General features: G+C 61.7%; 20 protein-coding genes. All 20 read left to right on the top strand.

Annotation, left to right across the window (positions count from 1 at the left end; all coding sequences use genetic code 11):
* Positions 1-2 precede the first annotated feature (2 nt).
* The 20 genes from HU766_RS17240 (at position 3) to HU766_RS17145 (ending at position 23,282) form a co-directional block, all read left to right on the top strand.
* Positions 3-1,994, top strand: coding sequence for a cytochrome D1 domain-containing protein (locus HU766_RS17240; RefSeq protein ID WP_186659186.1), 1,992 nt, complete (start codon positions 3-5; stop codon positions 1,992-1,994).
* Positions 1,991-2,683, top strand: a complete 693-nt coding sequence (locus HU766_RS17235) for an SCO family protein (protein WP_033697582.1) — start codon at positions 1,991-1,993, stop codon at positions 2,681-2,683. The genes HU766_RS17240 and HU766_RS17235 overlap by 4 nt, the downstream gene beginning before the upstream one ends.
* Positions 2,680-3,345: an SCO family protein gene (locus tag HU766_RS17230; protein ID WP_186659183.1), complete on the top strand. Its 666-nt coding sequence runs from the start codon at positions 2,680-2,682 to the stop codon at positions 3,343-3,345. Before HU766_RS17235 ends, HU766_RS17230 begins: the two co-directional genes overlap by 4 nt.
* Positions 3,346-3,350: 5 nt before the next feature.
* Complete coding sequence (locus tag HU766_RS17225; protein ID WP_186659263.1) at positions 3,351-4,895, top strand: ABC transporter substrate-binding protein; 1,545 nt, start codon at positions 3,351-3,353, stop codon at positions 4,893-4,895.
* A 12-nt stretch (positions 4,896-4,907) separates the two neighbouring features.
* Positions 4,908-5,549, top strand: coding sequence for a SurA N-terminal domain-containing protein (locus tag HU766_RS17220; RefSeq protein ID WP_186659180.1), 642 nt, complete (start codon positions 4,908-4,910; stop codon positions 5,547-5,549).
* Positions 5,550-5,797: 248 nt separating this feature from the next.
* Entirely contained in the window at positions 5,798-6,331 is a 534-nt protein-coding gene (locus tag HU766_RS17215; protein ID WP_186659177.1) for a response regulator, read from the top strand.
* Positions 6,332-6,392: 61 nt separating this feature from the next.
* Positions 6,393-8,096, top strand: coding sequence for a GspE/PulE family protein (locus HU766_RS17210; protein WP_186659174.1), 1,704 nt, complete (start codon positions 6,393-6,395; stop codon positions 8,094-8,096).
* Positions 8,077-8,871: a hypothetical protein gene (locus HU766_RS17205; RefSeq protein WP_186659171.1), complete on the top strand. Its 795-nt coding sequence runs from the start codon at positions 8,077-8,079 to the stop codon at positions 8,869-8,871. Before HU766_RS17210 ends, HU766_RS17205 begins: the two co-directional genes overlap by 20 nt.
* A gap of 1 nt (position 8,872) precedes the next feature.
* Positions 8,873-9,415 (top strand): pilus assembly protein, encoded by a 543-nt coding sequence (locus tag HU766_RS17200; RefSeq protein ID WP_156310325.1) that lies wholly within the window; start codon positions 8,873-8,875, stop codon positions 9,413-9,415.
* Positions 9,402-9,965 (top strand): type 4a pilus biogenesis protein PilO, encoded by a 564-nt coding sequence (gene pilO, locus HU766_RS17195; RefSeq protein WP_033697594.1) that lies wholly within the window; start codon positions 9,402-9,404, stop codon positions 9,963-9,965. Before HU766_RS17200 ends, pilO begins: the two co-directional genes overlap by 14 nt.
* Positions 9,965-10,489, top strand: a complete 525-nt coding sequence (locus HU766_RS17190; RefSeq protein WP_186659168.1) for a hypothetical protein — start codon at positions 9,965-9,967, stop codon at positions 10,487-10,489. The genes pilO and HU766_RS17190 overlap by 1 nt, the downstream gene beginning before the upstream one ends.
* Positions 10,486-12,351 carry a secretin N-terminal domain-containing protein gene (locus tag HU766_RS17185; RefSeq protein ID WP_033697598.1) on the top strand — a complete coding sequence of 622 codons (1,866 nt, stop codon included), beginning with the start codon at positions 10,486-10,488 and terminating at the stop codon, positions 12,349-12,351. The genes HU766_RS17190 and HU766_RS17185 overlap by 4 nt, the downstream gene beginning before the upstream one ends.
* Positions 12,348-12,821, top strand: a complete 474-nt coding sequence (locus tag HU766_RS17180) for a type II secretion system protein (RefSeq protein WP_033697600.1) — start codon at positions 12,348-12,350, stop codon at positions 12,819-12,821. The genes HU766_RS17185 and HU766_RS17180 overlap by 4 nt, the downstream gene beginning before the upstream one ends.
* A gap of 5 nt (positions 12,822-12,826) precedes the next feature.
* Complete coding sequence (locus HU766_RS17175) at positions 12,827-13,201, top strand: type II secretion system protein (RefSeq protein ID WP_186659163.1); 375 nt, start codon at positions 12,827-12,829, stop codon at positions 13,199-13,201.
* The gene (locus tag HU766_RS17170; protein WP_186659158.1) at positions 13,176-13,703 is read left to right on the top strand and encodes a type II secretion system protein; all 528 of its coding nucleotides are present in this window, start codon (positions 13,176-13,178) and stop codon (positions 13,701-13,703) included. Before HU766_RS17175 ends, HU766_RS17170 begins: the two co-directional genes overlap by 26 nt.
* A complete protein-coding gene (gene csgE / locus HU766_RS17165; protein ID WP_033697604.1) occupies positions 13,700-14,101 on the top strand; it encodes a curli production assembly/transport protein CsgE in 402 nt (133 codons plus the stop codon). Before HU766_RS17170 ends, csgE begins: the two co-directional genes overlap by 4 nt.
* Positions 14,098-14,511 carry a curli assembly protein CsgF gene (locus HU766_RS17160; protein ID WP_033697605.1) on the top strand — a complete coding sequence of 138 codons (414 nt, stop codon included), beginning with the start codon at positions 14,098-14,100 and terminating at the stop codon, positions 14,509-14,511. Before csgE ends, HU766_RS17160 begins: the two co-directional genes overlap by 4 nt.
* A 33-nt stretch (positions 14,512-14,544) precedes the next feature.
* Positions 14,545-15,396, top strand: a complete 852-nt coding sequence (locus HU766_RS17155) for a CsgG/HfaB family protein (RefSeq protein WP_186659155.1) — start codon at positions 14,545-14,547, stop codon at positions 15,394-15,396.
* Positions 15,397-15,560: 164 nt separating this feature from the next.
* A complete protein-coding gene (locus HU766_RS17150; RefSeq protein ID WP_186659151.1) occupies positions 15,561-16,877 on the top strand; it encodes a hypothetical protein in 1,317 nt (438 codons plus the stop codon).
* A 771-nt stretch (positions 16,878-17,648) separates the two neighbouring features.
* The gene (locus HU766_RS17145; protein WP_186659147.1) at positions 17,649-23,282 is read left to right on the top strand and encodes an RHS repeat-associated core domain-containing protein; all 5,634 of its coding nucleotides are present in this window, start codon (positions 17,649-17,651) and stop codon (positions 23,280-23,282) included.
* The last annotated feature ends 66 nt before the right edge of the window (positions 23,283-23,348 follow it).

The raw sequence follows: 23,348 nt of genomic DNA, 5'->3' as shown, positions 1-23,348 counted from the left end.
GCATGAACAAAAAGACTCGCCCTGCTTACTTGGGGGTACTGTTGGGGGTAGCGCTGATCGGCCTGGGCGTTGCCTATGAAAAACTCTGGTGCGACCCGCGCGAGCTGTTGCAGGAGCCTGCCGACCCGCAGGCCCTGCATCGGCTCAGCCGGGACGGCGTGACCGTGGAGTTCGAGGCCCGCCCGCTGGCCGGGGGCGAGCTGCGCGAAGGCGCCTTTGCCGGCATCCGCTTCAAGGTCAGCGACCAGACCAGCGGCCAGCCGCTGTCGGGCATGGCGCCGGGGGCCTGGATCGACCCAGCCCAGTCGGCACCGGTCGGCGATCGTGACCAAAGCTGCAAGGCCCGTGTCGCACTGTTCTTGAAAAGCAGCATTGGCGCCCGGCCGTTGCTCGACCTCAACGGCTACTTCCTGTTGATGCTGAACAAGGACGCCAGCCTGACGGTGATCGACCCGACGGTGTCGGTGGGCGGTGTCACCAGCACCATGGCCCGCATCGAATTGCCAGGCAGCCCCATGGACTGGGCGGCCACCGGCGACGACAAACAGGTGTTCGTGTCGATCCCCGAGCGCGGCAAGGTGTCGGTGATCGACACCGAAACCTTCACCCGCGTGGCGGACCTGGACGCCGGCGAGCAACCGACGCGGGTGGTGCTGCAACCTGACCAGCACCGTCTTTGGGTGGGCAATAACAGCAGTGACCCGGCCAAGGGTGGGGTAACGGTGATCGATGTGCCCGGGCGCAGTACGCTCAAGTCCTTCGCCACCGGCTCCGGGCACCACGAGATCGCCTTCAGCAGCGACTCGCGCTACGCCTACGTCAGCAACCGCGACGGCGGTACCCTGAGCATCATCGACATCCCCGAAATGCGCCTGGCCAAGACCCTGGCGGTGGGCCCGCACCCGCTGTCGGTGAGCTACTCGGCGTTGTCCCAGGCGGTCTACGTGGTCGACGGCAGGGAAGGCACGGTGCGGGTATTCGATGGCCGTAGCCATCAATTGCGCCACACCCTCACGGCCGAACAGGGCCTGGGCCCGATGCGCTTCAGCAGTGACGGGCGCTACGGCATCGTGCTCAACACCCTGGAAAACCAGGCCCTGGTGATCGACGCCAGTACCGACACGCTGATCCACCGCATCCCGGTGGCGGCCGAACCGTATCAGCTGACCTTCACCAAGGGCTATGCCTACGTGCGCGGCCTGGCCTCGTCGAGGGTTAGCATGATCAACCTGGGCAGCCTTGGGCAGGGGCGTTCGCCGATCGTCCAAGGCTTCGACGCAGGCCCCGCCGCGCCGCGCCAGGCCGGCGACCTGCCGCTGGCCCAGGGGCTGTCGGTATCGCGTGACGACAACTCGGTGTTCGTGGTCAACCCGGTGGACAACACCACCTACTTCTACGCCGAGGGCATGAACGCGCCGATGTCCGGCTACAACAACCGCGGCCATCAGGCCCGCGCCGCCATCGTCGTCGACCGCAGCCTGCGCGAGGTGGCCCCGGGGGTGTACGGCTCGACGGTGAAAATGCCGGCAGCCGGCAAGTTCGATGTGGCCTTCCTGCTCAACCAGCCGCAGATCATTCATTGCTTCAGCACCGATGTCGCCGCAGCGCCGAATGCGCGCAAGCACAAGGGCGCGCATGCCGAGTTTCTCGGCCTTGAACAGCCGCTGCCGCAGCACAGCGCCTTCACCGCGCGGGTGCGCATCGTTGGCGATGATGGCGAGCCGCGGCTGGGCCTGAGCGACCTGAGCCTGCGCTATTTCCTGGCGCCGTCGTCGATGCCGCGCAACCTGCGCCTCGAAGAAGTGGGCGAGGGCATCTACCAGGCTGCATTGACCCTGCCTGAAGCCGGCGCCTGGTACCTGCATGTGCAGTCGCCGTCGCTTGGCCGCAAGTTTGCCGAAGAAAACTACACCAGCCTGCGCGTCCTGCCGGTTTCGGTCTCCACGGCTGCCCAAGGGGACGCTACCCAGATGCAAATAAGGAGTGTGCGATGAACGCCAAGCATGCTTTTACACGGCTGGGCCTGAGCCTGGCGCTGCCACTGATGTTGTCCAGCAACCTGGCCCTGGCCCACGCCGGGCATGACCACGGCGGCCCTGCCGAGCAACCGCCCGCCGCGCGGCAGGAGAAGGCCAGCTTGCGCTTCGCCGATGTCTCGCTGCTCGACCAGGACGGCATGCCGGTGCGCCTGGAGAAGGACCTGGTCGGGGATCACCTGGTGGTGATGGGGTTCATCTACACCAGCTGCACCACGGTGTGCCCGGTGGTGTCGTCGATCATGGGCAAGGTCCAGCAGCAGTTGGGCGGCCGTGTCGGCGATGAGATCCACCTGGTGTCAATCAGCGTCGACCCGCAGCGCGATGACGCCAAGCGCCTGCAGCACTACGCCAAGGCCTTTCAGAAAGGGCCAGGCTGGAGCTGGCTGACCGGTACGCCGTACGCCATCACCGAAACCCTCAAAGGCCTGGGCAGCTTCAGTGCCGACCTGAGCCAGCACCCGCCGCTGATCCTGGTGGGTGATGGCCGCAGCGGGCACTGGACCCGCTACTACGGCTTCACCGACCCGACGGTATTGGTCGCGGAGATCAACCGCCTGAGCGCCCGCCGGGTGCATGCCAAAAGCACGGCCATTGCCGAGCACAGCGCCGAACCCATCGCCGACCATAACGAGGTGCAACCATGAGCCATTCGACCTCTCGCCGCGTCGGTATGCGCAGTTTCGACTGGCTGGTATTGGGCGGCTGCCTGTGGATTCTCGCCTCGGTGGCCTTCGCCCATGACGGCCATGCGCCCCAGGCCCCCGAACCACAGCCCGCGCCCCAGGTGATGAGCAGTGGCAGCGGTACCCGCGATGCGCAGACCTGGTTCACCGATACCGTGCTCAAGGACCAGAACGGCCGCGAGCTACGCTTTTACAGTGATGTGCTGAAGGACAAGGTGGTGATGCTCAACGTGATCTTCACCCACTGCACCGACGCCTGCCCGCTGATCACCCGCAAACTGCGGGAGGTGCGTGAGGCCATGGGGCCGGTGTTGGCAGGGCAGGTGACGTTCGTCTCGATCAGCAGCGACCCGCTCAACGACACCCCGGCGGCGCTCAAGGCCTTTGCCCAGAAGCAGGGTGTGGATGGCCCCAACTGGTTGTTCCTGACGGGCGACAAGGCCAGTGTCGACCTGGTACTGGGCCGTATCGGCCAGTTCCTGCCCAGCCCCGAGCAGCATTCCACGCAACTGATTGCCGGTGACGTGGCAGGCAAGCGCTGGAGCAAGATCCGCCCGGATGCACCACCTGTGGCGATCGCCCAGCGCATGCAGCTGCTGACCCAACCGCTGGCGGGTCGGTGAACATCATGAGTGCAGGCGGGTTTGGCCGCGCATACAACGCCCTGCTGTTGACGCTAGGTTTAAGCGTTGCCAGCTCAGCCTTCGCCCTTGACCTCAGCGAGCACGAACAGGCTGGCAAACGCCTGTACCGCGAAGGCCTGTCAAGCAGTGACGCGCAATTGCTGGCGCGGGTGGGCGCCAGCGACATGAGCGTGCCGGCCAGCGTGCTGCCCTGCGCCAGCTGCCACGGCAGCGACGGGCGCGGCCGCGCCGAGGGCGGTGTTCGCCCACCTAGCCTCGAATGGCAGCGCCTGGCACTGGGGCAGGGCGAGCGCCAGGCCAACGGGCGCAGTTACCCGGGTTACACTGACGCCAGCCTTGCCAGGGCGATCCAGCGGGGTGTGGACCCTGCCGGCAACCACCTCGACACCGCCATGCCGCGTTTCGAGCTGACCCTGGCCGACCAGCGCAACCTCACGGCCTACCTCAAACGCCTGGCCGAGGACCGCGACCCGGGCGTGGAGGAGGGCGTACTGCGGCTGGGGACGTTGCTCCCCGCTTCTGGGCCGCTGGCCGAAGCGGGGCATGTGGTGCGCGCGGTGCTTGAAGACGGCTTGGCGCAACTCAATCAGCAAGGCGGTGTGCATGGGCGGCGCCTGGAGCTGGTGGTGCTCGACCCCGGCAACGACCCAAACAGCGCCGAACAGGCCCTGCGCCAGCTGTTGGAACACGAGCAGGTGTTCAGCCTGATCACCCCCCTGGCACCGATGCTAGACCAGCGTCTGGCGCCCGTGCTGGCGCAACAGAATGTGCCGCTGATCGGCAGCACCCCGCGCAGTGGCGGCAGTGCGCAGATCTTCGACCCTCTGCCGGGCTTGCCCGTGCAACTGCTGAGCCTGGCCGGCCATGCCCGCGAAGCCTTGGGCCTCGGCCCGGATGGCCTGCGCGTGGTCTACGCCGGTAACGAGCAAGCGCCGCTGGCCGAGCAGGTGCGCGAGCAGCTTGTGCAGCAAGGCTGGGCACCTGGCGCCATCCAGGCCTTCGATGGCCAGGCCGTGGACGGCCAGGGCATCGTCTTTCTCGGCCGCGCCCAGGCCTTTGCCGACCTGGCCACAGCGCTGCAGGCGGCAGGTCGCAAACCGTACTTGTTCGCGGCCTCCAGCCAGGTGGTCGGGGGGCTGGCAAGCCTGTCTGAGCAGTGGTCGCAACGGGTCTTCCTGGCTTATCCGTTCGTACCCGAAGACTGGACCGAACAGGGCCTGGCAACCCTGGCCGGCCTGCAGCAACGCCAGGGCCTCGACCCACGCCAGGCGTCCTTGCAGGTCAATACCCTGTGCGCCCTGCGCCTGCTCACCGAAGCCCTCAAGCAGATTGGCCGGGATGCCAGCCGCGAGCAGTTGATCACGGCCCTGGAAGGCCTGCACGATGTCACGACCGGCCTGACCCCGGCCCTGGGCTTTGGCCCCGGCCGCCGGCAGGGCATGGCCGGTGCCCATGTGGTGGCAGTGGCCTTGCCGGGGCCGCGATTCACCTCGGTTACCCCGTACCGGCCTGTGCCGGACGCCCTTTGAGCGGAGGTTGCCATGCGTACCCTGTTGTTGTGCCTGTTGTTGCTGACCACCACGGCGAGCTGGGCCGATGTGCCGGCAGCGCGGGTGAACGGTGTGCAGATTGATACCCTGCGCCTGGAGCGTTACTTCACGGAATACCTCGAAGCCCAGGGGCGGGCGGTAGCCAGCATCCGCAACCCGACGCTGTACAAACGCCTGCGTGACCAGGCCCTGGATGAGCTGATCGACAAGGAGCTGTTGTGGCAGGAAGCCCAGCGCCAGGGCATCGCCATCAGTGACGCACAGGTAGCTGCCCATGTCGGCGAAGTGGAGGCTGCATTCGGCAGCCCGACCGTGTTCGAGCGGCGGCTGGCGGAGGCGGGTTTCAATAGGGCAGAGTACGCTCAGTACACCCGTCACGAGATGGCAGCCCAGCAGCTGTATGCCCAACTGAGTGCGGTCGACGCGCCCAGCCAGGCACAAGTAGAGGCCTTCTACGAGGCCAATCGGCAAACCCTGCAAGGAGCGCAGAACCAAAGTGATAATCCTTCTGTCATACGAGAACAGGGCCTGCGCTTGGCCAGGGCCACGCTCATCGGGCAATTGCAGGCGCAGGCTCGGCAAACCGTGCGCCAACGTTTGCGCGAATCCGCTAAAGTGGAAATCGCCGACTGAGGCCCGCAATGGTGTTCCCCCAAAGCTGGGGGATAACGACTTGGCAAAGTGCCATCAGGTCCCCCGGATGTGGGGAACTGGGCAAGCCTGGCTGCGCGCAGCAGGCTGGGCGCCTTCGGGCAGCCTTGCCAGATCAACGACTTACAGTGGTGCAGCATGATTATTCACGCCTGGCACGAAGCCTGCTCAAGCCTTATCGAGGCCGCACTTCGCAGACCGGGTAACCGGGCAGTATTGGGGAGTCGACCTTGGTGAACAGAGTATTGGTAGTCGATGACGAACAGACCCTCGCGCAGAACCTGCAAGCGTATTTGCAGGCGCAAGGCCTGGATGTTCATGTTGCCCACGACGGTGCCAGTGGTATCGAGCAGGCTGAAAGCCTGGCACCGCAAGTGATCGTGCTGGATTACCGCTTGCCCGACATGGAGGGGTTTCAGGTTCTGGAGACCGTGCGCAAGAACAGGCAGTGCCATTTCGTGCTGATCACCGCCCACCCGACTGCCGAGGTCCGTGAGCGCGCCGCCGAACTGGGTGTGACCCATGTCCTGTTCAAGCCGTTCCCGTTGGCGGAACTGGCCCGCGCGATCTTCGACCTGATGGGCATCGAGCGCCGGCGCAGGGCCACGGACAACCCGGCAGAAGGGTTCGTCGAACGACGCCAGACCAGGAACGAATCGTTCCCCCTGCAGTTGTACGATGGTAGCTGGGTACTGGCCGAACGCCGCCGCAATGGCGCAAAGCCCCCAGGTGCTGACGACGAACAACTGCTCACAGGGGAATAGCGGCGCCCGCTACCCTGGCTGAGCCAGCCTGCGACGCGCCCCCTGAGTGGAGTCGCAGGCCATGTCCGAAGCAGTCGATACAGCCGCCACACCCCTGCAGCCAGCACAGCCACTGTGTGCCTACCCGCGTGACCTGCTGGCCCAGGCCCGTCTGCAAGCCGGTGAAGAACGCCTGCTCAACTGCCTGGAACGCCTGGCCAACGACACCCCAGGCACCTTCACCCACCGCCTGGGCATCACCCTGCATTACCCGGTGCTGCACAGCCAAGCCCTGCTGGCCAGCAGCCCACGCTTCGACAAGGTCAGCCTGGCCCAGTGCCTGAAACGCGAATTCGTGCTGATCGAGCGCGAAGGCGAACTGCTGGGCGTGTTCGCCGACCCCTTCGACTCTTCGCGCCTGGCCTGGATCGACGATGTGCTGCAAGGCGCGCCACTGTACCTGGCCCACGCCGCCGAGCTGGCGACGTTTCTGGCCCGCCACGAAGAAAGCTTCCATGCCGTCGATGCCCTTGACCACGACAGCGAAGCCAGCAGCGAAAGCGACCCGCTGCAACGCCTGTCGCTGACCAGCATCAGCGAAGACCAGAGCCGGGTGGTGAAACTGGTCAACTCGACCCTCTACGACGCCCTCAAGCTGCACGCCAGCGACATCCACTTGGGCATGACCGGCCAGGGCCTGACCATCAAGTACCGTATCGACGGCGTGCTCAACGGTGCCGGCAAGGCCAGCGGCAGCGCTTTCGCCGACCAGGTGATCTCGCGCATCAAGGTCATGGCCGAGCTCGACATCGGTGAGAAGCGCGTGCCCCAGGACGGCCGGTTCAAGGTGGCCGTGGGCGAACGGCAGATCGACTTCCGCGTCTCGATCATGCCCAGCATTTTTGGTGAAGACGCCGTGCTGCGGGTGCTCGACAAACAGGACCTGTCCGACAAGGTCAGCGGTGTGCAGCTGCAGGCCCTGGGGTTTGCCGACGACACCCTGCGCGCCCTGCGCCGGCTGGCCGCCGAGCCCTACGGCATGATCCTGGTCACCGGCCCCACCGGCAGCGGCAAGACCACCACCCTGTACGCCATGATCAGCGAGATCAACCATGGCGTGGACAAGATCATCACCATCGAAGACCCGGTCGAATATCAACTGCCCGGTGTGTTGCAGATACCGGTCAACGAAAAGAAGGGCCTGACCTTTGCCCGCGGCCTGCGTTCGATCCTGCGCCACGACCCGGACAAGATCCTGGTTGGCGAGATCCGCGACCCCGACACCGCACAGATCGCCGTGCAGTCGGCCCTGACCGGGCACCTGGTATTCACCACCATTCACGCCAACAACGTCTTCGATGTGATCGGCCGCTTCAGCCAGATGCAGGTCGACCCCTACAGCTTCGTCTCGGCGCTCAACGCCATCCTGGCCCAGCGCCTGATTCGCCTGGCCTGCCCGCACTGCGCCACAGCCTGCGAGGTGGACGATGAAACCCTGCTGGCCTCAGGCCTGACCCGTGACGCCGTGGCCGGCTGGACGTTTGTCCGCGTCCAGGGTTGCGGGCAGTGCCGCGGCAGTGGCTTTCGCGGCCGCAGTGCCATCGCCGAGCTGCTGCATCTGGACGACGACCTGCGGCAGATGATCGTCGAACGCCGCCCCCTCTCGCAGATCAAGACACTCGCCTGCCAGCGCGGCCTGCGCTTGCTGCGCGCCTCGGCCCTGGACCTGGTCCGTGAAGGCCGCACCACCCTTGAGGAGATCAACCGTGTCACATTTATCGCGTGATCGTGGTGCTCATAGATACTGTGCCGTGCTCGGCGCCGAGGGTGTAGGCCTGGGCCGCTGGCACGCCAACCAACAGCAGTGGCTAGGCAGCCGCGAATTCAGCTGCGAGGCGGCCCAACCGGCCTGGGACGCCGCCCTCGAGGCGCTGGCCGCGCTGCTTGCCGAGCACGCCGTACGCGGTGCCCAGTTGCGGGTATTGCTGTCGGCCCGCTACAGCCGCTTCTGCCTGGTGCCCTGGAGCGATGCCATCGGCCACCCGCGCGAACTCGATGCCTATGCGCGGGCATGCTTTGAAAACCTCTACGGGCAGTCGCTGGGCGACTGGCGCATCGTCCTCTCGCCGGAGCCGGCAGGCGCCGCGCGCATTGCCACCGCGCTGCCAGAGGCCTTGCTGCAACGGCTGCAGGCACTGGGGCGGGAAAGCCGGTTGCAGCTGCGTTCGGTGCAGCCATACCTGATGGCCGCCTACAACCGTTGCTCGGCGCAGCTGGGGCAGGGCGACTTCCTGTTTGTCCTCGCCGAGCCACGCCGCAGCGTGCTGCTGCTGGCCGCCGGGGGGGCCTGGCAGCAGGTGTTGGCGCAAGGCTGTGCCGACAACGACCAGGCCCTGCAGGCGCTGATCGAACGCACCTGCGAGTTGTACGGGGAGCATCTGCCACGGGTGTACCTGCATGCACCCGGCCGCGGCGACGTGCCGCAATTGGCGGCGGTGCAGCTGTGCCAACCGGCCAGCGAAGCCGACCCGTTGTGCGCCATGTGGCGGGCGGTGGCCTGACATGCGCCGCCTCGACCTGGAATTCCAGCCCCGGCGCAGCGGCGCCTTGGCCTGGTCGCTACTGGCCCTGGGTTGCGCCGTGGTGGCCGCCCTGGTGGTGCTGCAACAACGCCTGCAGGTCGAGCAGGTCGACCTGGAAGGCCGCCTGCACAGCCTGGAACTGCAACTGGGCCGGCGCCCGGCCACTGCGGCCCCGCAAAGCAGTGCTGCCAGCCGCGAACAGGCCGAGCGCCTGGCGCAGATGCGCAGTGTCTCGCAGCAGCTGCAACGGCCTTGGCAGCAGCTGTTCGCCATGCTCGAAGCGCAGCCGCAGGACGATGTCGCGCTGCTTGGCCTGACCCCGGATGCACGCAAGGGCCAGGTACGCATCGCCGCCGAGGCGCGCAACCTGGAGGCGATGCTGCAGTACCACCAGCGCCTGGAGGCCAGCGCCGAGCTCAGCGATGTTTCCTTGCTCAACCACGAGGTGATGGTGGGCCAGCCGGAGCACCCGGTGCGTTTCACCCTTACCGCTACCTGGGAGACCGGCCATGCGCGTCCCTGACCCGCTGAGCAGCCTGATCATGCAGGAGCGTCTGCGCCGCATCGGCCCGGTGGGCCTAGCCGCTGTCGCCGTTGGCCTGCTGGCCGTCGGCGTGGCATTGGCCGCTGTGTTGCCGCACTGGCAAACCGTGCGCGAACTGCGCGCCAGCGAGGCGGACGCCAGCGTGCAAGTGGGGCGGGTGCAGCGGGGCGAGCTGAAGATCGCGGTCAAACCCGAGCAGCAGGCCCTCGACACGCTGCGCCAGCAACTGCCTGGGCAGCCGCAGGCCAGCGAGCTGATCGAGCGCCTGTATCACCTGGCCAGTGCCGAGCACATCAGCCTGGCACGCGGCGAATATGCCTTGGGCATCGACCCGAAAACCCAGTTGGCGCGCTACCAGATCGTGCTGCCGGTGCGCGGCAGCTATCCGCAGATCCGCGGCTTCCTCAAGGGCCTGCTGGGCCAGCTGCCAACCTTGGTGCTGGAAGACCTCGAGCTGCAACGCAAACGCATCGGCGACAGCGAGCTCAACGCCCGCCTGCGCATGACCCTCTACTTGTCGAGGTCGTGATGAAGACTCAACGTGCGGTGATCTGGGCCGGGTTTCTAGGGCTTTCTGCCGCGTTGGCGTGGGCGCCGGAGCATTGGTTCGGCCAAGAGGACAGTGTGGGGCTGTTCGCGGGCAAGCCTGCTGCTACAGGTTCTGTGAGTACCCCTGACCGTGTGGAAGCGGACACATCGGGGCGCGGAGCTGACGCGAAGGGGTCGCAACGGGTCTCTACCGATCTGTTCCCGAGCCAGCGCTGGAGCAAACCGCAAACCCTGGCCACCGTCACCGAACAACCGGTCATCGCCGCGCCTGTGGTGGTTGCCGCGCCCACCGCCCCGGCGCTGCCCTTCCAGTTCGTCGGCCGCCTGGGCGATCGCGACGACCTGCAGGTGTTTCTGCAGAGCGGCGAAAAACTGTACGTCGTGCGCCAGGGCGACGTCATCGAAGACACCTACCGCCTCGATCGGGTCTCGGCCAATGAGCTGGACCTGGTCTACCTGCCTTTGCACCAGTCGCAGACCTTGTCTGTCGGGAGCGCACCATGAAGTCGTCAAAGCTGTGCAAGCCTGCTCCGTTCCTGCTTCTGGCGCTGTGCGTAGCCATCGCAGGCTGCGGCTCCAGTGCGGTACGTGAAGACAGCGCAGAACTGATGAAGGAGGGGCAGTACGAAGCCGGGATCGCGCGTCTGGAAGAGGCCCTGCGTGAAGACCCGCGCGACACCGAGCTGAACATCGCCCTGGCCCATGGCCGCCAAGCGGCGGTCGAGGCGCTGCTGAGCCAGGCCGACAGCGACCGCATCCGCCACGATTTCGCCGGTGCGCGCATGGGCTATGGCCGGGTGCTGAGCATCGAACCGAACAACCGCCGCGCCCAGGAAGGCATCCGCCAACTGGAGCTGATCCGCACCCTCGACGAACGTGTCGCCCTTGGCCAGGCGGCCCTGCGCCAGGGCGACCTGTTCGGCGCCGAGCGCTACATGCGCGAAGTGCTGCGCCTGGACCCGCAGAACCAGAAGGGCATGACCCTGCGCAGTGACATCGAGAACGTCCAGGCGCGCACCGCGCAGCCGTTCCCGCAACTGCGCAGCAAGCTGGAACGCCCGGTGACCCTGGAGTTTCGCGACGCCAACCTGAAGACCATCTTCGAAGTGCTGTCCCAGGTCGCCGGCATCAACTTCATCTTCGACAAGGACCTGCGCCCGGACATGAAGGCCACCATCTTCGTTCGCGACGTGCGCATCGAGGACGCCGTGGCTCTGCTGCTGGAGCAGAACCAGCTACGGCAGAAGATCGTCAACGACAACACCCTGATGATCTACCCCGACTCGCCGCAAAAGACCAAGGACTATCAGGAACTGGTCATGCGCACGTTCTACCTGACCAGCATCGACGCCAACACGGCGCTGAACATGGTCAAGACCATGCTCAAGACCCGTGACGTGTTCGTCGACGAGCGCCTCAACACCCTGACCATGCGCGACAGCCCCGATGCCGTGCGCATGGCCGAGAAGCTGCTGCAGTCCCAGGACCAGTCCAACCCCGAGGTGGTGCTGGAAGTGGAGGTGATGGAGGTGGCCACTTCGCGCATCCTCGACCTCGGCCTGCAATGGCCCAACACCTTCGGCGTGCTGACCTCCGACGGCAAGTCGGTCAGCGTGCTCGACCAACTGCGCGGCATCGACTCCAGCCGCATCAGCATCTCGCCGGCGCCGCAGGCCAAGATCAATGCCCAGGACAAAGACATCAACACCCTGGCAAGCCCGGTGATTCGCGTCAGCAACCGCGAGCAGGCGCGTATCCACATTGGCCAGCGGGTGCCGATCATCAGCGCCACCTCCGTGCCTTCGACCCAGGGCCCGGTGATTACCGAGAGTGTCACCTACCTGGATGTGGGCTTGAAGCTCGAAGTGCAGCCGACCGTGCACCTGAACAACGAAGTGGCGATCAAGATCGCACTCGAAGTGAGCAACGCCACCCCGCTGGAAGCCACGCGCCAGGGCACCATCCCAGTCCAGGTCGATACCCGCAACGCCCAGACCAGCCTGCGCCTGCACGACGGCGAAACCCAGGTGCTGGCCGGGCTGGTGCGCAACGACCACAACGCCAGCGGCAACAAGATCCCGGGCCTTGGCGACATTCCCGGCCTGGGCCGGTTGTTCGGCAGCAACAAGGACGACATGAGCAAGTCTGAACTGGTGCTGGCGATCACCCCGCGCATCGTGCGCAACCTGCCGTACCAGAGCCCGTCTGACATGGAGTTCGCCACCGGCACCGAGTCGAGCCTGCAGGTGCGGCAAATGGCGCCACTGCCACCGATGGAGGTGCCGGGCACTGCGCCGTCCAGTGACAAGCCGGTGGTCGAAAGCCAGATGGCCGTAGTGCCCGCCAACGGGAGCCCACGGCCATGAAACGCCGCGTGCAAGGCTTCAGCCTGATCGAGGTGGTGCTGACCCTGGCACTGCTTGGGCTGCTCGCCAGCATGGCCGCGCCGCTGACCGAAACCGTGGTGCGCCGCGGCAAGGAGCAACAGCTGCGCGAGGCGCTGTACCAGATCCGCGATGCCATCGACGCCTACAAGCGTGCCTTCGACGCCGGTTACATCGAAAAGCGCCTGGATGCCAGCGGTTACCCGCCAAACCTGCAGGTGCTGGTTGAAGGCGTGCGCGATGTGCGCAGTGCCAAAGGGGCCAAGTTCTACTTCCTGCGGCGCATCCCCCACGACCCGCTGCTGGCGGCCAAGGATGACGACGAGGGGGCCTGGGGCCTGCGTGCCTACGACAGCAGCCCCGACAGCCCGCGTGAAGGCGAAGACGTCTTCGACGTGTACTCCAAGGCCCGTGGCAAAGGCCTCAACAACATCCCCTACGGGCAATGGTGACGGCCATGAAACGCAGCCAAGGCTTCACCCTGATCGAACTGCTGGTGGTGATGGCGATCATCGCCACGCTGATGACCATCGCCATGCCGCGTTACTTCAACAGCCTGGAGAGCTCCCGCGAGGCCACGCTGCGCCAGAGCCTGGCGGTGCTGCGCGAGTCGCTGGACCACTTCTACGGCGACACCGGGCACTACCCCGATTCGCTGGAGCAACTGGTGGAGCTGCGCTACCTGCGCAGCACCCCGGTCGACCCGATCACCGAACGCAGCGATGCCTGGCAACTGCTGCCGCCGCCAGAGGGCGTGGCCGGCGGCGTGGCCGATATCAAGAGCGGTGCTACAGGGAGGGCGCGTGATGGCAGCCTCTATGCCGAATGGTAAGGCCTGTGCCGGCTTCACCTACCTGGGTGTGCTGCTGTTGATTGCGGTCAGCAGCGTGGCCTTGGCCGCCACCGGGACAGTCTGGTCGAGCGTTGCCCGGCGCGATCACGAGCGCCAGTTGCTGTGGGTGGGCAGCCAGTATGCCCAGGCCCTGCGCAGCTACTACCGCGCCTCGCCGGGTTTGGCCCAGTACCCGCAGGAGCTGGCCGACCTGCTGCAGGACAACCGTTTTCCCGAGGCCAAGCGGCACATCCGCAGGCTCTACCCGGACCCGATCACCAACAGCGATGACTGGGGCCTGCTGCGCTCGATCGATGGCCGCATCACCGGCGTACACAGCCGCTCGGATGCCACGCCGTTCAAGCACAGTGGTTTTACTGCCGAGTGGTCGGGCTTCGAAGGGCTGGAACACTACAGCGACTGGCAGTTCGTCGCCGAGCAGGCGTTCGCCGACAGCCCCAACGGTGCCCAGCCCCAGGCCGGCGCGGGAGACACGCCATGAAACGCCTGGCTGCGCTGTGCCTGAGCCTGCTGCTGGCGGCATCGCCCTGCAGCCTGCTGAAGGCGGCTGAGGAGGACGAGATGATGGGCTTCATCGTCGACAACACCATCTCGCACATCGGCCACGACTTTTACTACTACTTCGCCGACCGCCTGCGTGCCACCAGCCGCCTGGATTTCAACCTGGTGGTGCGCGAACGCCCGGATGCCCGCTGGGGCAGCCTGGTTACCGTGGAGTTCGAGCGCGAAGTGCTGTACCGGCGCTTCCTGCCACCCAACACCACGGAACTCAAAGACGAGGCTGTCGCGGCCGCCGACCTGGTCAAGCAGCAGATCATTCAACGCAAGCTGCAACGCTTGCTGCAGGACACCACCGATCTGGAGAGGGACGAGCTATGAAAACCCGCATTCCCCATTGCATCGCCGCCTGCCTGTTGGCCAGCGCCTGTGCCGCCCAGGCCACGGAGCTGGTGTACACCCCGGTCAACCCGGCCTTCGGTGGCAACCCGCTCAACGGCACCTGGCTGCTGAACAACGCCCAGGCACAGAACGACTACGACGACCCCGACCTCAAGGACCGTGCTTCCGCCTTTTCGGGCACCACGGCCCTGGAGCGCTTCAGCAACCAGTTGGAGTCGCGAATGCTCTCGCAGTTGCTGGACAACATCAGTAATGGCAGCACGGGCAGCATGGCAACCGATGCCTTCCTGATCGATGTGATCGACGACTCGGGTGCCTTGAGCATCAAAGTCACCGACCGCGTCACCGGAGAAATCTCGATCATTGAGGTCAGCGGCCTGAACCCCTGAGAGGGAAGGGCTTTGAGTTGGGGAGAGAACACCATGAAACGTCTGTTGAGCACATTGCTGATCCTCGCCGCCCTGCACGGCCTGCAAGGCTGCAGCCTGCGCGACCCTATGTCGGCCGAACAGGACTCGGAAACCCCGACCCTGACCCCTCGGGCCTCGACCTACTACGACCTGATCAACATGCCACGCCCCAAAGGCCGGCTGATGGCGGTGGTGTATGGCTTCCGTGACCAGACTGGGCAGTACAAGCCGACCCCGGCCAGTTCGTTCTCGACCAGCGTCACCCAGGGCGCGGCCAGCATGTTGATGGATGCCCTGAGCGCCAGTGGCTGGTTCGTGGTGCTGGAGCGTGAAGGCCTGCAGAACCTGCTGACCGAGCGCAAGATCATCCGCGCCTCGCAGAAGAAGCCGGATGTGGCGGAGAACATCATGGGTGAGCTGCCACCGCTGCAGGCGGCCAACCTGATGCTTGAAGGCGGCATCATCGCCTACGACACCAACGTGCGCAGTGGCGGGGAAGGGGCGCGTTACCTGGGCATCGACATCTCCCGCGAATACCGGGTCGACCAGGTGACCGTGAACCTGCGCGCGGTGGACGTACGCACCGGGCAGGTGCTGGCCAACGTGATGACCAGCAAGACCATCTATTCGGTGGGGCGCAGTGCGGGGGTGTTCAAGTTCATCGAGTTCAAGAAGTTGCTGGAGGCGGAGGTGGGGTACACCACCAATGAACCCGCGCAGCTTTGTGTATTGTCGGCGATCGAGTCAGCGGTAGGGCACTTGCTGGCGCAAGGGATTGAACGGCGGCTGTGGCAGGTGGCGGGAGATGCGGGGGAGGGCAAGGCTACAGTGGACAAGTACCTGAGCCAGAATCAGCAGCCGTGATCCACCTTGAGGGCCCCTTCGCGGGTAAACCCGCTCCCAGATGTGGTTTTACCCGCAAAGGCTGGCCCAGTTTGAAGCACGCCCTGTCATTTCTGCCAGTAGCGGCAAACTGTTACAAGTGAATTAATCGGCGGACATTCCACGGATGACAGAGGAAGTCCGTAATGAGGAACTTGTCTCGCCCGATCGCTGCCCTCCTGCTTGGCATTTCGACGCCACCGCTACTGGCCGCTGATGCGACGCGTGTGCTCAACGCACGCGGCGAGACGGCGCTGCATCAACTGAACACGTGGTACAACAGCACCACCGACGACTGCGGTGGGCCGGACAAGCCCGGCTATTTGTGTAGCGGCATCGCGCTGCGTACAACCAGCAGCAGTATCGGATTTTTGCCCTGGGAATCTAGCGACAGCCAGCTGGAAAAGGGAAGCGTGGCGTTTTCCTGGGTGCGCCGCGACAGCAACTTCGGCAAGCCCTTCGGTAACCAGAATGGCTTGATCCTTTACCCTCCGCAATACGCCCCGCCGGGTAGCCTTGCCCATCTGAATGTACTCTGCACGTTTCCCATCAATGCCAACACCAACCAGAGGTCGACCCTGCAGGGCTGTGGCCCGATCAGAGGGTTTGAAGAAACCACCGACACCTGCCAGGCCCTGGCGGTTAATACCGCGCAGCAATGGCTGGCCAGGTATCCGCAGGCTGAAAACTACCGGGTGTGCGGCTGGAATTTGCGCCAAACAGAGGCGGCGTCGGCCGGTGCGTTCAATACTGCTCTACAGGCCCGTCAGGGCCTGAATGATGCGCAATGGGCTGTGAACAATGAAGTGTTGCTGCCGGTGTGGAAGCAAGGCGAAGGGGGAGCGTTGCCGGTGCATTCCTTCTTCTATGTGGAAGGGGAGCGCGAAGCGCTTGCCAAGGCGCAGTATGACCAGCTTCGCTACCAGCAGCTCTACGAGCAACTGGTCCCGGTGATCAATGTGCGATTCCCGACAGACCGGTCTGGAATCATGAGCTTCGGCTATGCCGAAGGGGATCAGGCAGTAGGTCGACCAACGCCCACACCACACATAGATTTCGAAGACGTACAGCCCGGGTCCTGCGCGCGGCTGGTTACCCACGGCGTCGAGTTCCAGCTCGACCGACGAACGAGGGGCGTGAGTGACGGGCCGCATGAGGGCAGCAAAGGCCTGATCAAGGGCCATCACCTGGAAGCAGACTCTACGATCAAGCTGGTACTCGAAGGCGCAGGGCGTCGGCTGGTCACCTTCGCCTGGGGGTGCAACAGCTACTGTGGGGTTCAAACCGCGATAGGCGGTGATTATGAGGATCTGTCGGATGAGGGGCCAGGCGCCATGCGGTACGGCACCAAGGAGATGATCATCGACGGGCCGGAGGTGCTGACCGTGGTGGTCGATACCGAAGAAGATGGTGCGATGCTGGTGTTCGACCACCTGACCGTGCGACAGCTCCCTCACAAATAAGGCAGTCGGCCTTCCATAGGGTCAGGTTGATGCCCTTCGCTTGAAACACCCCGCCGACGCAGGCCTCTGTAGGAGCGGCCTTGCGTCGCGAACGGGCCGCGAAGCGGCCCCGGGATCAGCGATGATGCACAAGTCGCAGGGGCCGCTTTGCAGCCCTTCACGACCGGTCTGGCCCCGCCAAGGCCGCTCGAAGGCTGCATTCGGCCATCGTCCCAAAGGCCTCAACCCCACCCTCCCGGCAGCAGCTGCGACTTGGCTCCTTTCATAGTGCATATGCTTCAGGTGCCCCACACGCCGGGTATTCGGCTTGTTCCATTTCATAGCGCCTGTTTTCAGATTCTCGCTTACTTCACAACTCGAGGGGCTGAGAGGCGTTCGGCGCAGCAGTGCCCGTAAGATTAACTCCCCTCATGCCGAATGGACCGTATTAGTCAGGTGAGCAGAAGCGCATGAATATTGAGGAACAAACGCTATAGCCAGCGTGCACTAGGCAGATCCCTACAAGGCAAAGTTCAGCCTAACGCGCATGTGGCTGTCCTCGCGGCGAGCATAGAGAAATTAGCGCTCAGCTGCAATTATCAAAAACAGCAGTTGTCATCTTGGCAAAGGGGCGCAAGGGCGCCTCTGCGGGTTGTCAGCAAAGGTGAGAGCACGAAAAATGTCGGGAGACTACTGTCATTTTTATCAGTTGTCAGGGCGTTGTGTGTCGCGAATGCTGTCATCGCAGCAGGCGGGAAATTCAAGCACTGAATGTCTCAAGAGGTGGATGAAATGACCAACGCGAATAATGCCGTGACAATTGCCAAGGATGTTGAAGGTCTTTATTGTAATTTTCAAAAAATTGATTGCATTGCAGTAAATCCGATGACTGGGAAAGGGGGGTTGAAACTTCCGCTTGCTATGTTAGGTAGTGAAGAGGGTGGGGCGTTATTTGAGCTGGCCATAAGCTCTCCTATTGACAGCCCTGATGTCAGCCTGCTGCCAGTGGGTTCCTGGACGCAAGAATTAAAACTGGTGACGTGGGACGAAGAATGTCGCAGCGGCGAATATGAGTACACGTTGGAATTCGAAGGGCTTCTGCATCCGGATGGTCGACGGGTCAATACGTCTTTGAATAACCATGGGCGCCAAGAGGGCGCTGGTTTTTTGCTGGACGCCAGTGTGTTTGCCAAGAAAAGGGTGGAGTACGCAAATTCCCAAGAACGCCGTGAGCGGCTTGTCGGTGAGGCACAGATTGACAGCATGTCGGAACATGAGCTTGCCGAGCATCAGCAGGAATACTCTTATTACCATGAGTTGGACGAATGTCAGGTGGCGCTTATCTCAAGAAATGGTGCTATCTACATATTCGATTGTTGCGGTGAAGGGCACCCCTCGGAAGTGTCCAACGTATTGTTGACGCGTTTCGTACCTGCCGTAGGCAGGTCGCTGACTTTTACCTGGGGCGAAAGGAATTCACGCAAGCCACGACTGCTCTCAATCGCCGACGACCTTGAGGATTTAGTGCAGCTTAAGTGGAAATCGGATACGCAGTTTTCGGTAGATGTCTACCCCACTGCTCAGCATACCATCACATACGATATAAAAGTCGAAGAAAACACCTGGGTGGTAAAAGTGCTCGGGGGCGATGCGCTGGCAGAAGAGCAAACCTATCGTATCGATACAAGTAGCGGCAGAATCAATGGCGTGAGCCTTGAGACCCAATACGGTACGGTCAACAAAAAAGCAATGAAAAGGATCGATGCGGAGACATTGAAGTACAAGGATAAAAAAGTTCAATGCCATACCGTTTCTCTCGCCGATGGCCTCGATGTGCTGAGTCGTGAATATACCTATGAGGTTGATAAGACGACTATTGCGTTCAAGCGAAGCGATACAAAGGTCACGACTCAGGTCCTGGAGTACAAGGACGGCGTGCAGACGTCAGAAACGTTGACATCCGCAAGTGGAGTGACTACTTTCCGGCGTCATGAGGTCGAACTGGATGAAGCGTCTGGCACAGCCACTCTGACAACGACGTGTAAAACCGGCGAGCATGCCGAGCAAAAAAGTGTAATGAAAATCGATGCGCTGGGTAACTTGGTGCGCCTGGAGGAAGGCGGGCAAATTACTGAATGGACCTATTATAAAAATTATAAGCATTATGAGGTGGAGGAATGGAGGGCCGTGCACGCCGAGACCGGTTTCGGTGCGTGGATGTATCGGGCCTTATTCGGCATGCAATACACTGACTTGTTACCCCTGGAACTGGGTGGCGATCGGGGGTTGACCAGTAGTGTCTGGACGCTCTCGTCGGTTCGTGCATCGCTTGCACATAGCGATTACGGTAAAGCTACATTCAACCTGCCAATAAAGATTGAGTACCCTGGAGACGGCAACGGGCTTGTTGCTCATGTTGAGTCGCAGAAGGTCAGTCACGTGGTCGATGGCAAGCCACAGGTCCAACACGTCACCTATTATGGCTATGAGACCTTGACCCGAGCGTCAATCGACGGCATAGCCACAACGCCGCTTGTCGTGCCGACACACCGACTCATGGTGCTAGGGCCCAATTTGGAAAGTGTAGACCTCAGCACCAGACATTTTGAATTGGCAGTAAGCGCTGCGGGGGACTGGCTTACGACATTGGATAAACAGATCAAGAATGCCCCTTCGGATGACGAGAAGTCAGAATACAGTGCGCAGAAGAAAAATCTTGAAGCGAGCCTGAGAGCACAAAGCGTACTCAATGCTAATGGTTTCAAACTTAAGAATTGGAACGCAACACGGATTCAAGTCGAACGGCTCGAATACAGTGCGGATGCAAGCAAGCCGGATTTCGGTCAGGTCACTTCGCAGACGGTTTACCTGCTTGATAAAACAGGCAAGGAGATAGCCGGTTCACGTAAAAAAACGTCGATTGTCCGTGCTGTGGATGCTCAGAATAAACGACAACGCACCCTTAGCACCACCCTCGAAGTCGGAAGCACTCAGTACGCATCGAGCCAGACAATTACTGGTTATAATGACCAAGTGGTGCAGACAAAAGACAGCAACGCCCTGCAAACCGATTGGAGTTTTACCGACGGGGGGTTGCTTAAAGGTGAGCAGTACAGCCAAGGCGACGAAGCTTCAAGCAAAATGAAGTACTCCACCGCACTGCTGAGCAATGGGCATATTCGCTATCAGACAATCGACAGCGAAACCAACGCAGGTCAACGTGTGACAGTGGATGCTTTGGGGCGTGAGCAAGAGGTGCGACGTTGTGTAGACGGAACGAATTGGCTGTTGTGGGCAAGCATAACCCGCGATGATAAAGGGCGGGTGAGCAGCCTCGTCGAGTACGATTACGATGGGGCAGGCACGCGACTATCCAGCCAGACTACCCAGTGGGCAGCGGATAAGGACAAGAAACGCTGCACGGTGACACATATACTGCGAGATGCTGAAAATAAAGAGGTTAACCGGAAATCGAAAGTTGTGGCGGCGACCAATGAGGGCACCCGTGTTACCCATGGCTCATTCGAATACAGCAGTCAGTACGACGCTGCGACCCAAAGCCTTACCTTTACCCAAGCTAGCAGCAGTGACAAGACACGCCAATTGAAACGCACCTTGGCGTTTACCTCCGACGGTGCACTCCAATCCTTCACGTCGCGTTCATGCAGTGGCAAGAAGGAAACAATAATCAATCAGGTGGCCTATGGCTATAATTCAGCAGGATTGCTCAACAGCAAAACGTCGAATTCGCAGCCGTCATCAACCTACGAATACGATGCATTTGGGCGGGTAACCAAACAGGTTAGTAATGGCATCGAGCTGCGCAGTGAATACTCACAAACCCATCTTAGCCCTGATGCGACCCTGACCACTGTTCACGGAAGCGACGCCGCCGCCATTACCCTGGGCAGTCAGACCCTCGACAGCCTTGGGCGAGTCTCTACCCGCACGGTTAATGGTGTTTCACAGGAATTCAGCTATCCCGGATCCTCCAGATCGAATAATGCTCCTGCCCTCACGGGGCCCGCAGCAATGGCAGGCTACGTGTCTCGATGGAACATGGATACCATTACCTATACTGAAACGTGCCCCGTACACGATAGTTCGTCTGGCGCTAAGGCCGCAACGTTATCAACGTCGTCCCGTTACAGTCTACGCGGTCGGTTGTTGGACGTGACGGATATCGGCGGCACGGTCACCCACTATGCGTATGATGCGTATGGGCGACTGAGCGGTTTGAGCAGCGAGGCATGCAAGACTTCCTTTACCTATGCGGATGACGGCCATCTCAAGGAGGAAACGGTTAAGGATGAGGCGGGCGGTCGCACCGTAACAGTGGCGTATGCTTATGATGAAATGGGTAACGAAACGTCTCGTACCTTCAGCAGCGAAGGGATGCCCACTCATGTCATGGAACGCAAGCTGACATCAGCGGGTAAGTTAAAAGAAAATACGTTGAAGGTAGCCAGCAAAGAGCACTTCAAAGAAACATTTGGGTACGATGTGCAGGGTCGCCTGATCACCTGGAGCACCACGGGCCAAGGGTATGTTCACAATACAAACACTGTCCATGAGCAGGCATTCAGCTACGATGTACTGAGCAATGTTATTTCTAGTAATCTCCAGGCAAGACCTGCTTCGCCCGGCTCCGCCAGTTGGCGTGCACACATCGATCGTGAATTTACTGAAAAAAAACCAGGCTTGCTGAGCAAGCACGGCTCAACCGTCATTAAGAGTGACGATAAGGGTCGATGGAATGGGTTTGGCACCAGTTATTATGAGAATGGGCAAGTCAAAACGTCAGAGTGGCGTGGCAATGTCTATGCTCCCGGCAAAGTGAGCGTGACTTTCGGCTACGATGACCTCGGTCGAATTCGGGGTCTTTATACGGCTGGTAATAATGACTCCACCCGAGGTTTCCAACTTCATTATCGGGGTGGCAAAGTTTACGCTCGCTCACAGGTAACATCGAACACTACTATGTGGCGCGGTGTCACGCAGCGGCAGCTGATTCTGCTTAACGAGAGCCCGGGGTGTTACCTGCAACAGCGGCGTGATAAAAAGGGTGGAAGTCAGCCGTCGGTATCATGCACGTTCGAACTTCGTGACGCGGCCGGCACTGTGTTCGCTACGGTCGACCAGAAGGGGGCAGTCAGTTACCATACTTACTCACCCTATGGCTACGCTGATGCAGGCGACGAGTGGGAGAATTGGCTTGGCTTCAAGGGCGAGGTGTTGTTACCGGACGACACCTACTACTTGGGCAACTATCGAGTATACGATCCTAAGTTGATGTCATTTCGCACGCCGGATAGTTGGAGTCCATTTGGAGCCGGTGGACCCGCGGCGTATGCATACTGCGCGGGTGATCCGGTCAACTACCATGACCCGAGCGGTCATCAGGTCGTTGCCCAGTACAGCCGGCAAGAAGCGATACCGGCAATGTATACCAAGGAATTCCGTATCGCGATGTCTGTGCTCAATGTTGTGGTGGCTCCCTTTACGGGAGGCGCTAGCCTAGCTGTGGCAGCCGCGACGACGGGGTTGGCACTGGTAGCGGCCAGTTTTGAAATCGCTTCAGTCATGTTGGAAGACAGCGATAAAGACTTATCAGCTGGGTTGGCTGTTGTAGGGTTCGGTTTTGGTCTAGCCAGCATGGCTGCTGGCATGTCGGGCGGCGCAGCGGCCGCAGCGTCGCGGTCGTCCTCCACAAAATTTGTCCTTAACCGGACAATGGGCGGAGGATCGAACTTTAGAAACTTGAGTCGAGACATCAGGCTCTTTGAAGATGCCCATAAGGGCAGGCCTCGGCTTGTAATTGAAGGGCATGGTGGGCCCGGTTATATCGAAGTGAATGGGAGTTCAATGAATGCATACGACTTTCTTGATTATATGGATCACCATAATGTTAATTACCACGGTTATGAGTTAAAGTTGCATGTTTGCGACTCGGCGACTATCAGTAAGTATTCGGGGAGCAGCTTTGCCAGGGACTTAGCCATGAAGCTTGGGGTTGAGGTAAAAGGTTACAGAGGGCCAATGGAAGTCGCTGGGCTGGTTGGGGAAGCTAGGGGGTCAAGCGAGGCCCTGACCAAATTCGATGTCGTGCATACATATCAGGAAATTGTAGATATCGTTGGAGTCGATATTGCGAGGGCCAACTTGCAGCCTAGGAAGGTGGAGTGGGTGTATAAGGATCACGCTTATGTATTGGGTGCGGATGGCAAGCCCATGCTGGAGCGACATGAAAACTTCAAACCTGTTACTTATCATGTTAACCCTAGAAATAGGTGGATGCCGGTCGAACGTATACACACTTTCACTTCGGAACAGCTAATGAAGCGTTACCTGAAGAACCCCACCATTTACGAAGACCCACTCGGGCGCTCATCTCCGGTGAGGATAGATGACTATGACCTGACGTGAGGGAAGGTGATGGATGCGCAACGGGCGTAGCGCTCGTTGTCTTTCCTTGCTGATGATGCACAAGGC

It is taken from the genome of Pseudomonas sp. SWRI77 (assembly GCF_014269105.1).
GTDB lineage: Bacteria > Pseudomonadota > Gammaproteobacteria > Pseudomonadales > Pseudomonadaceae > Aquipseudomonas > Aquipseudomonas capeferrum.
This window is presented reverse-complemented; position numbering and strand designations above follow the sequence as displayed.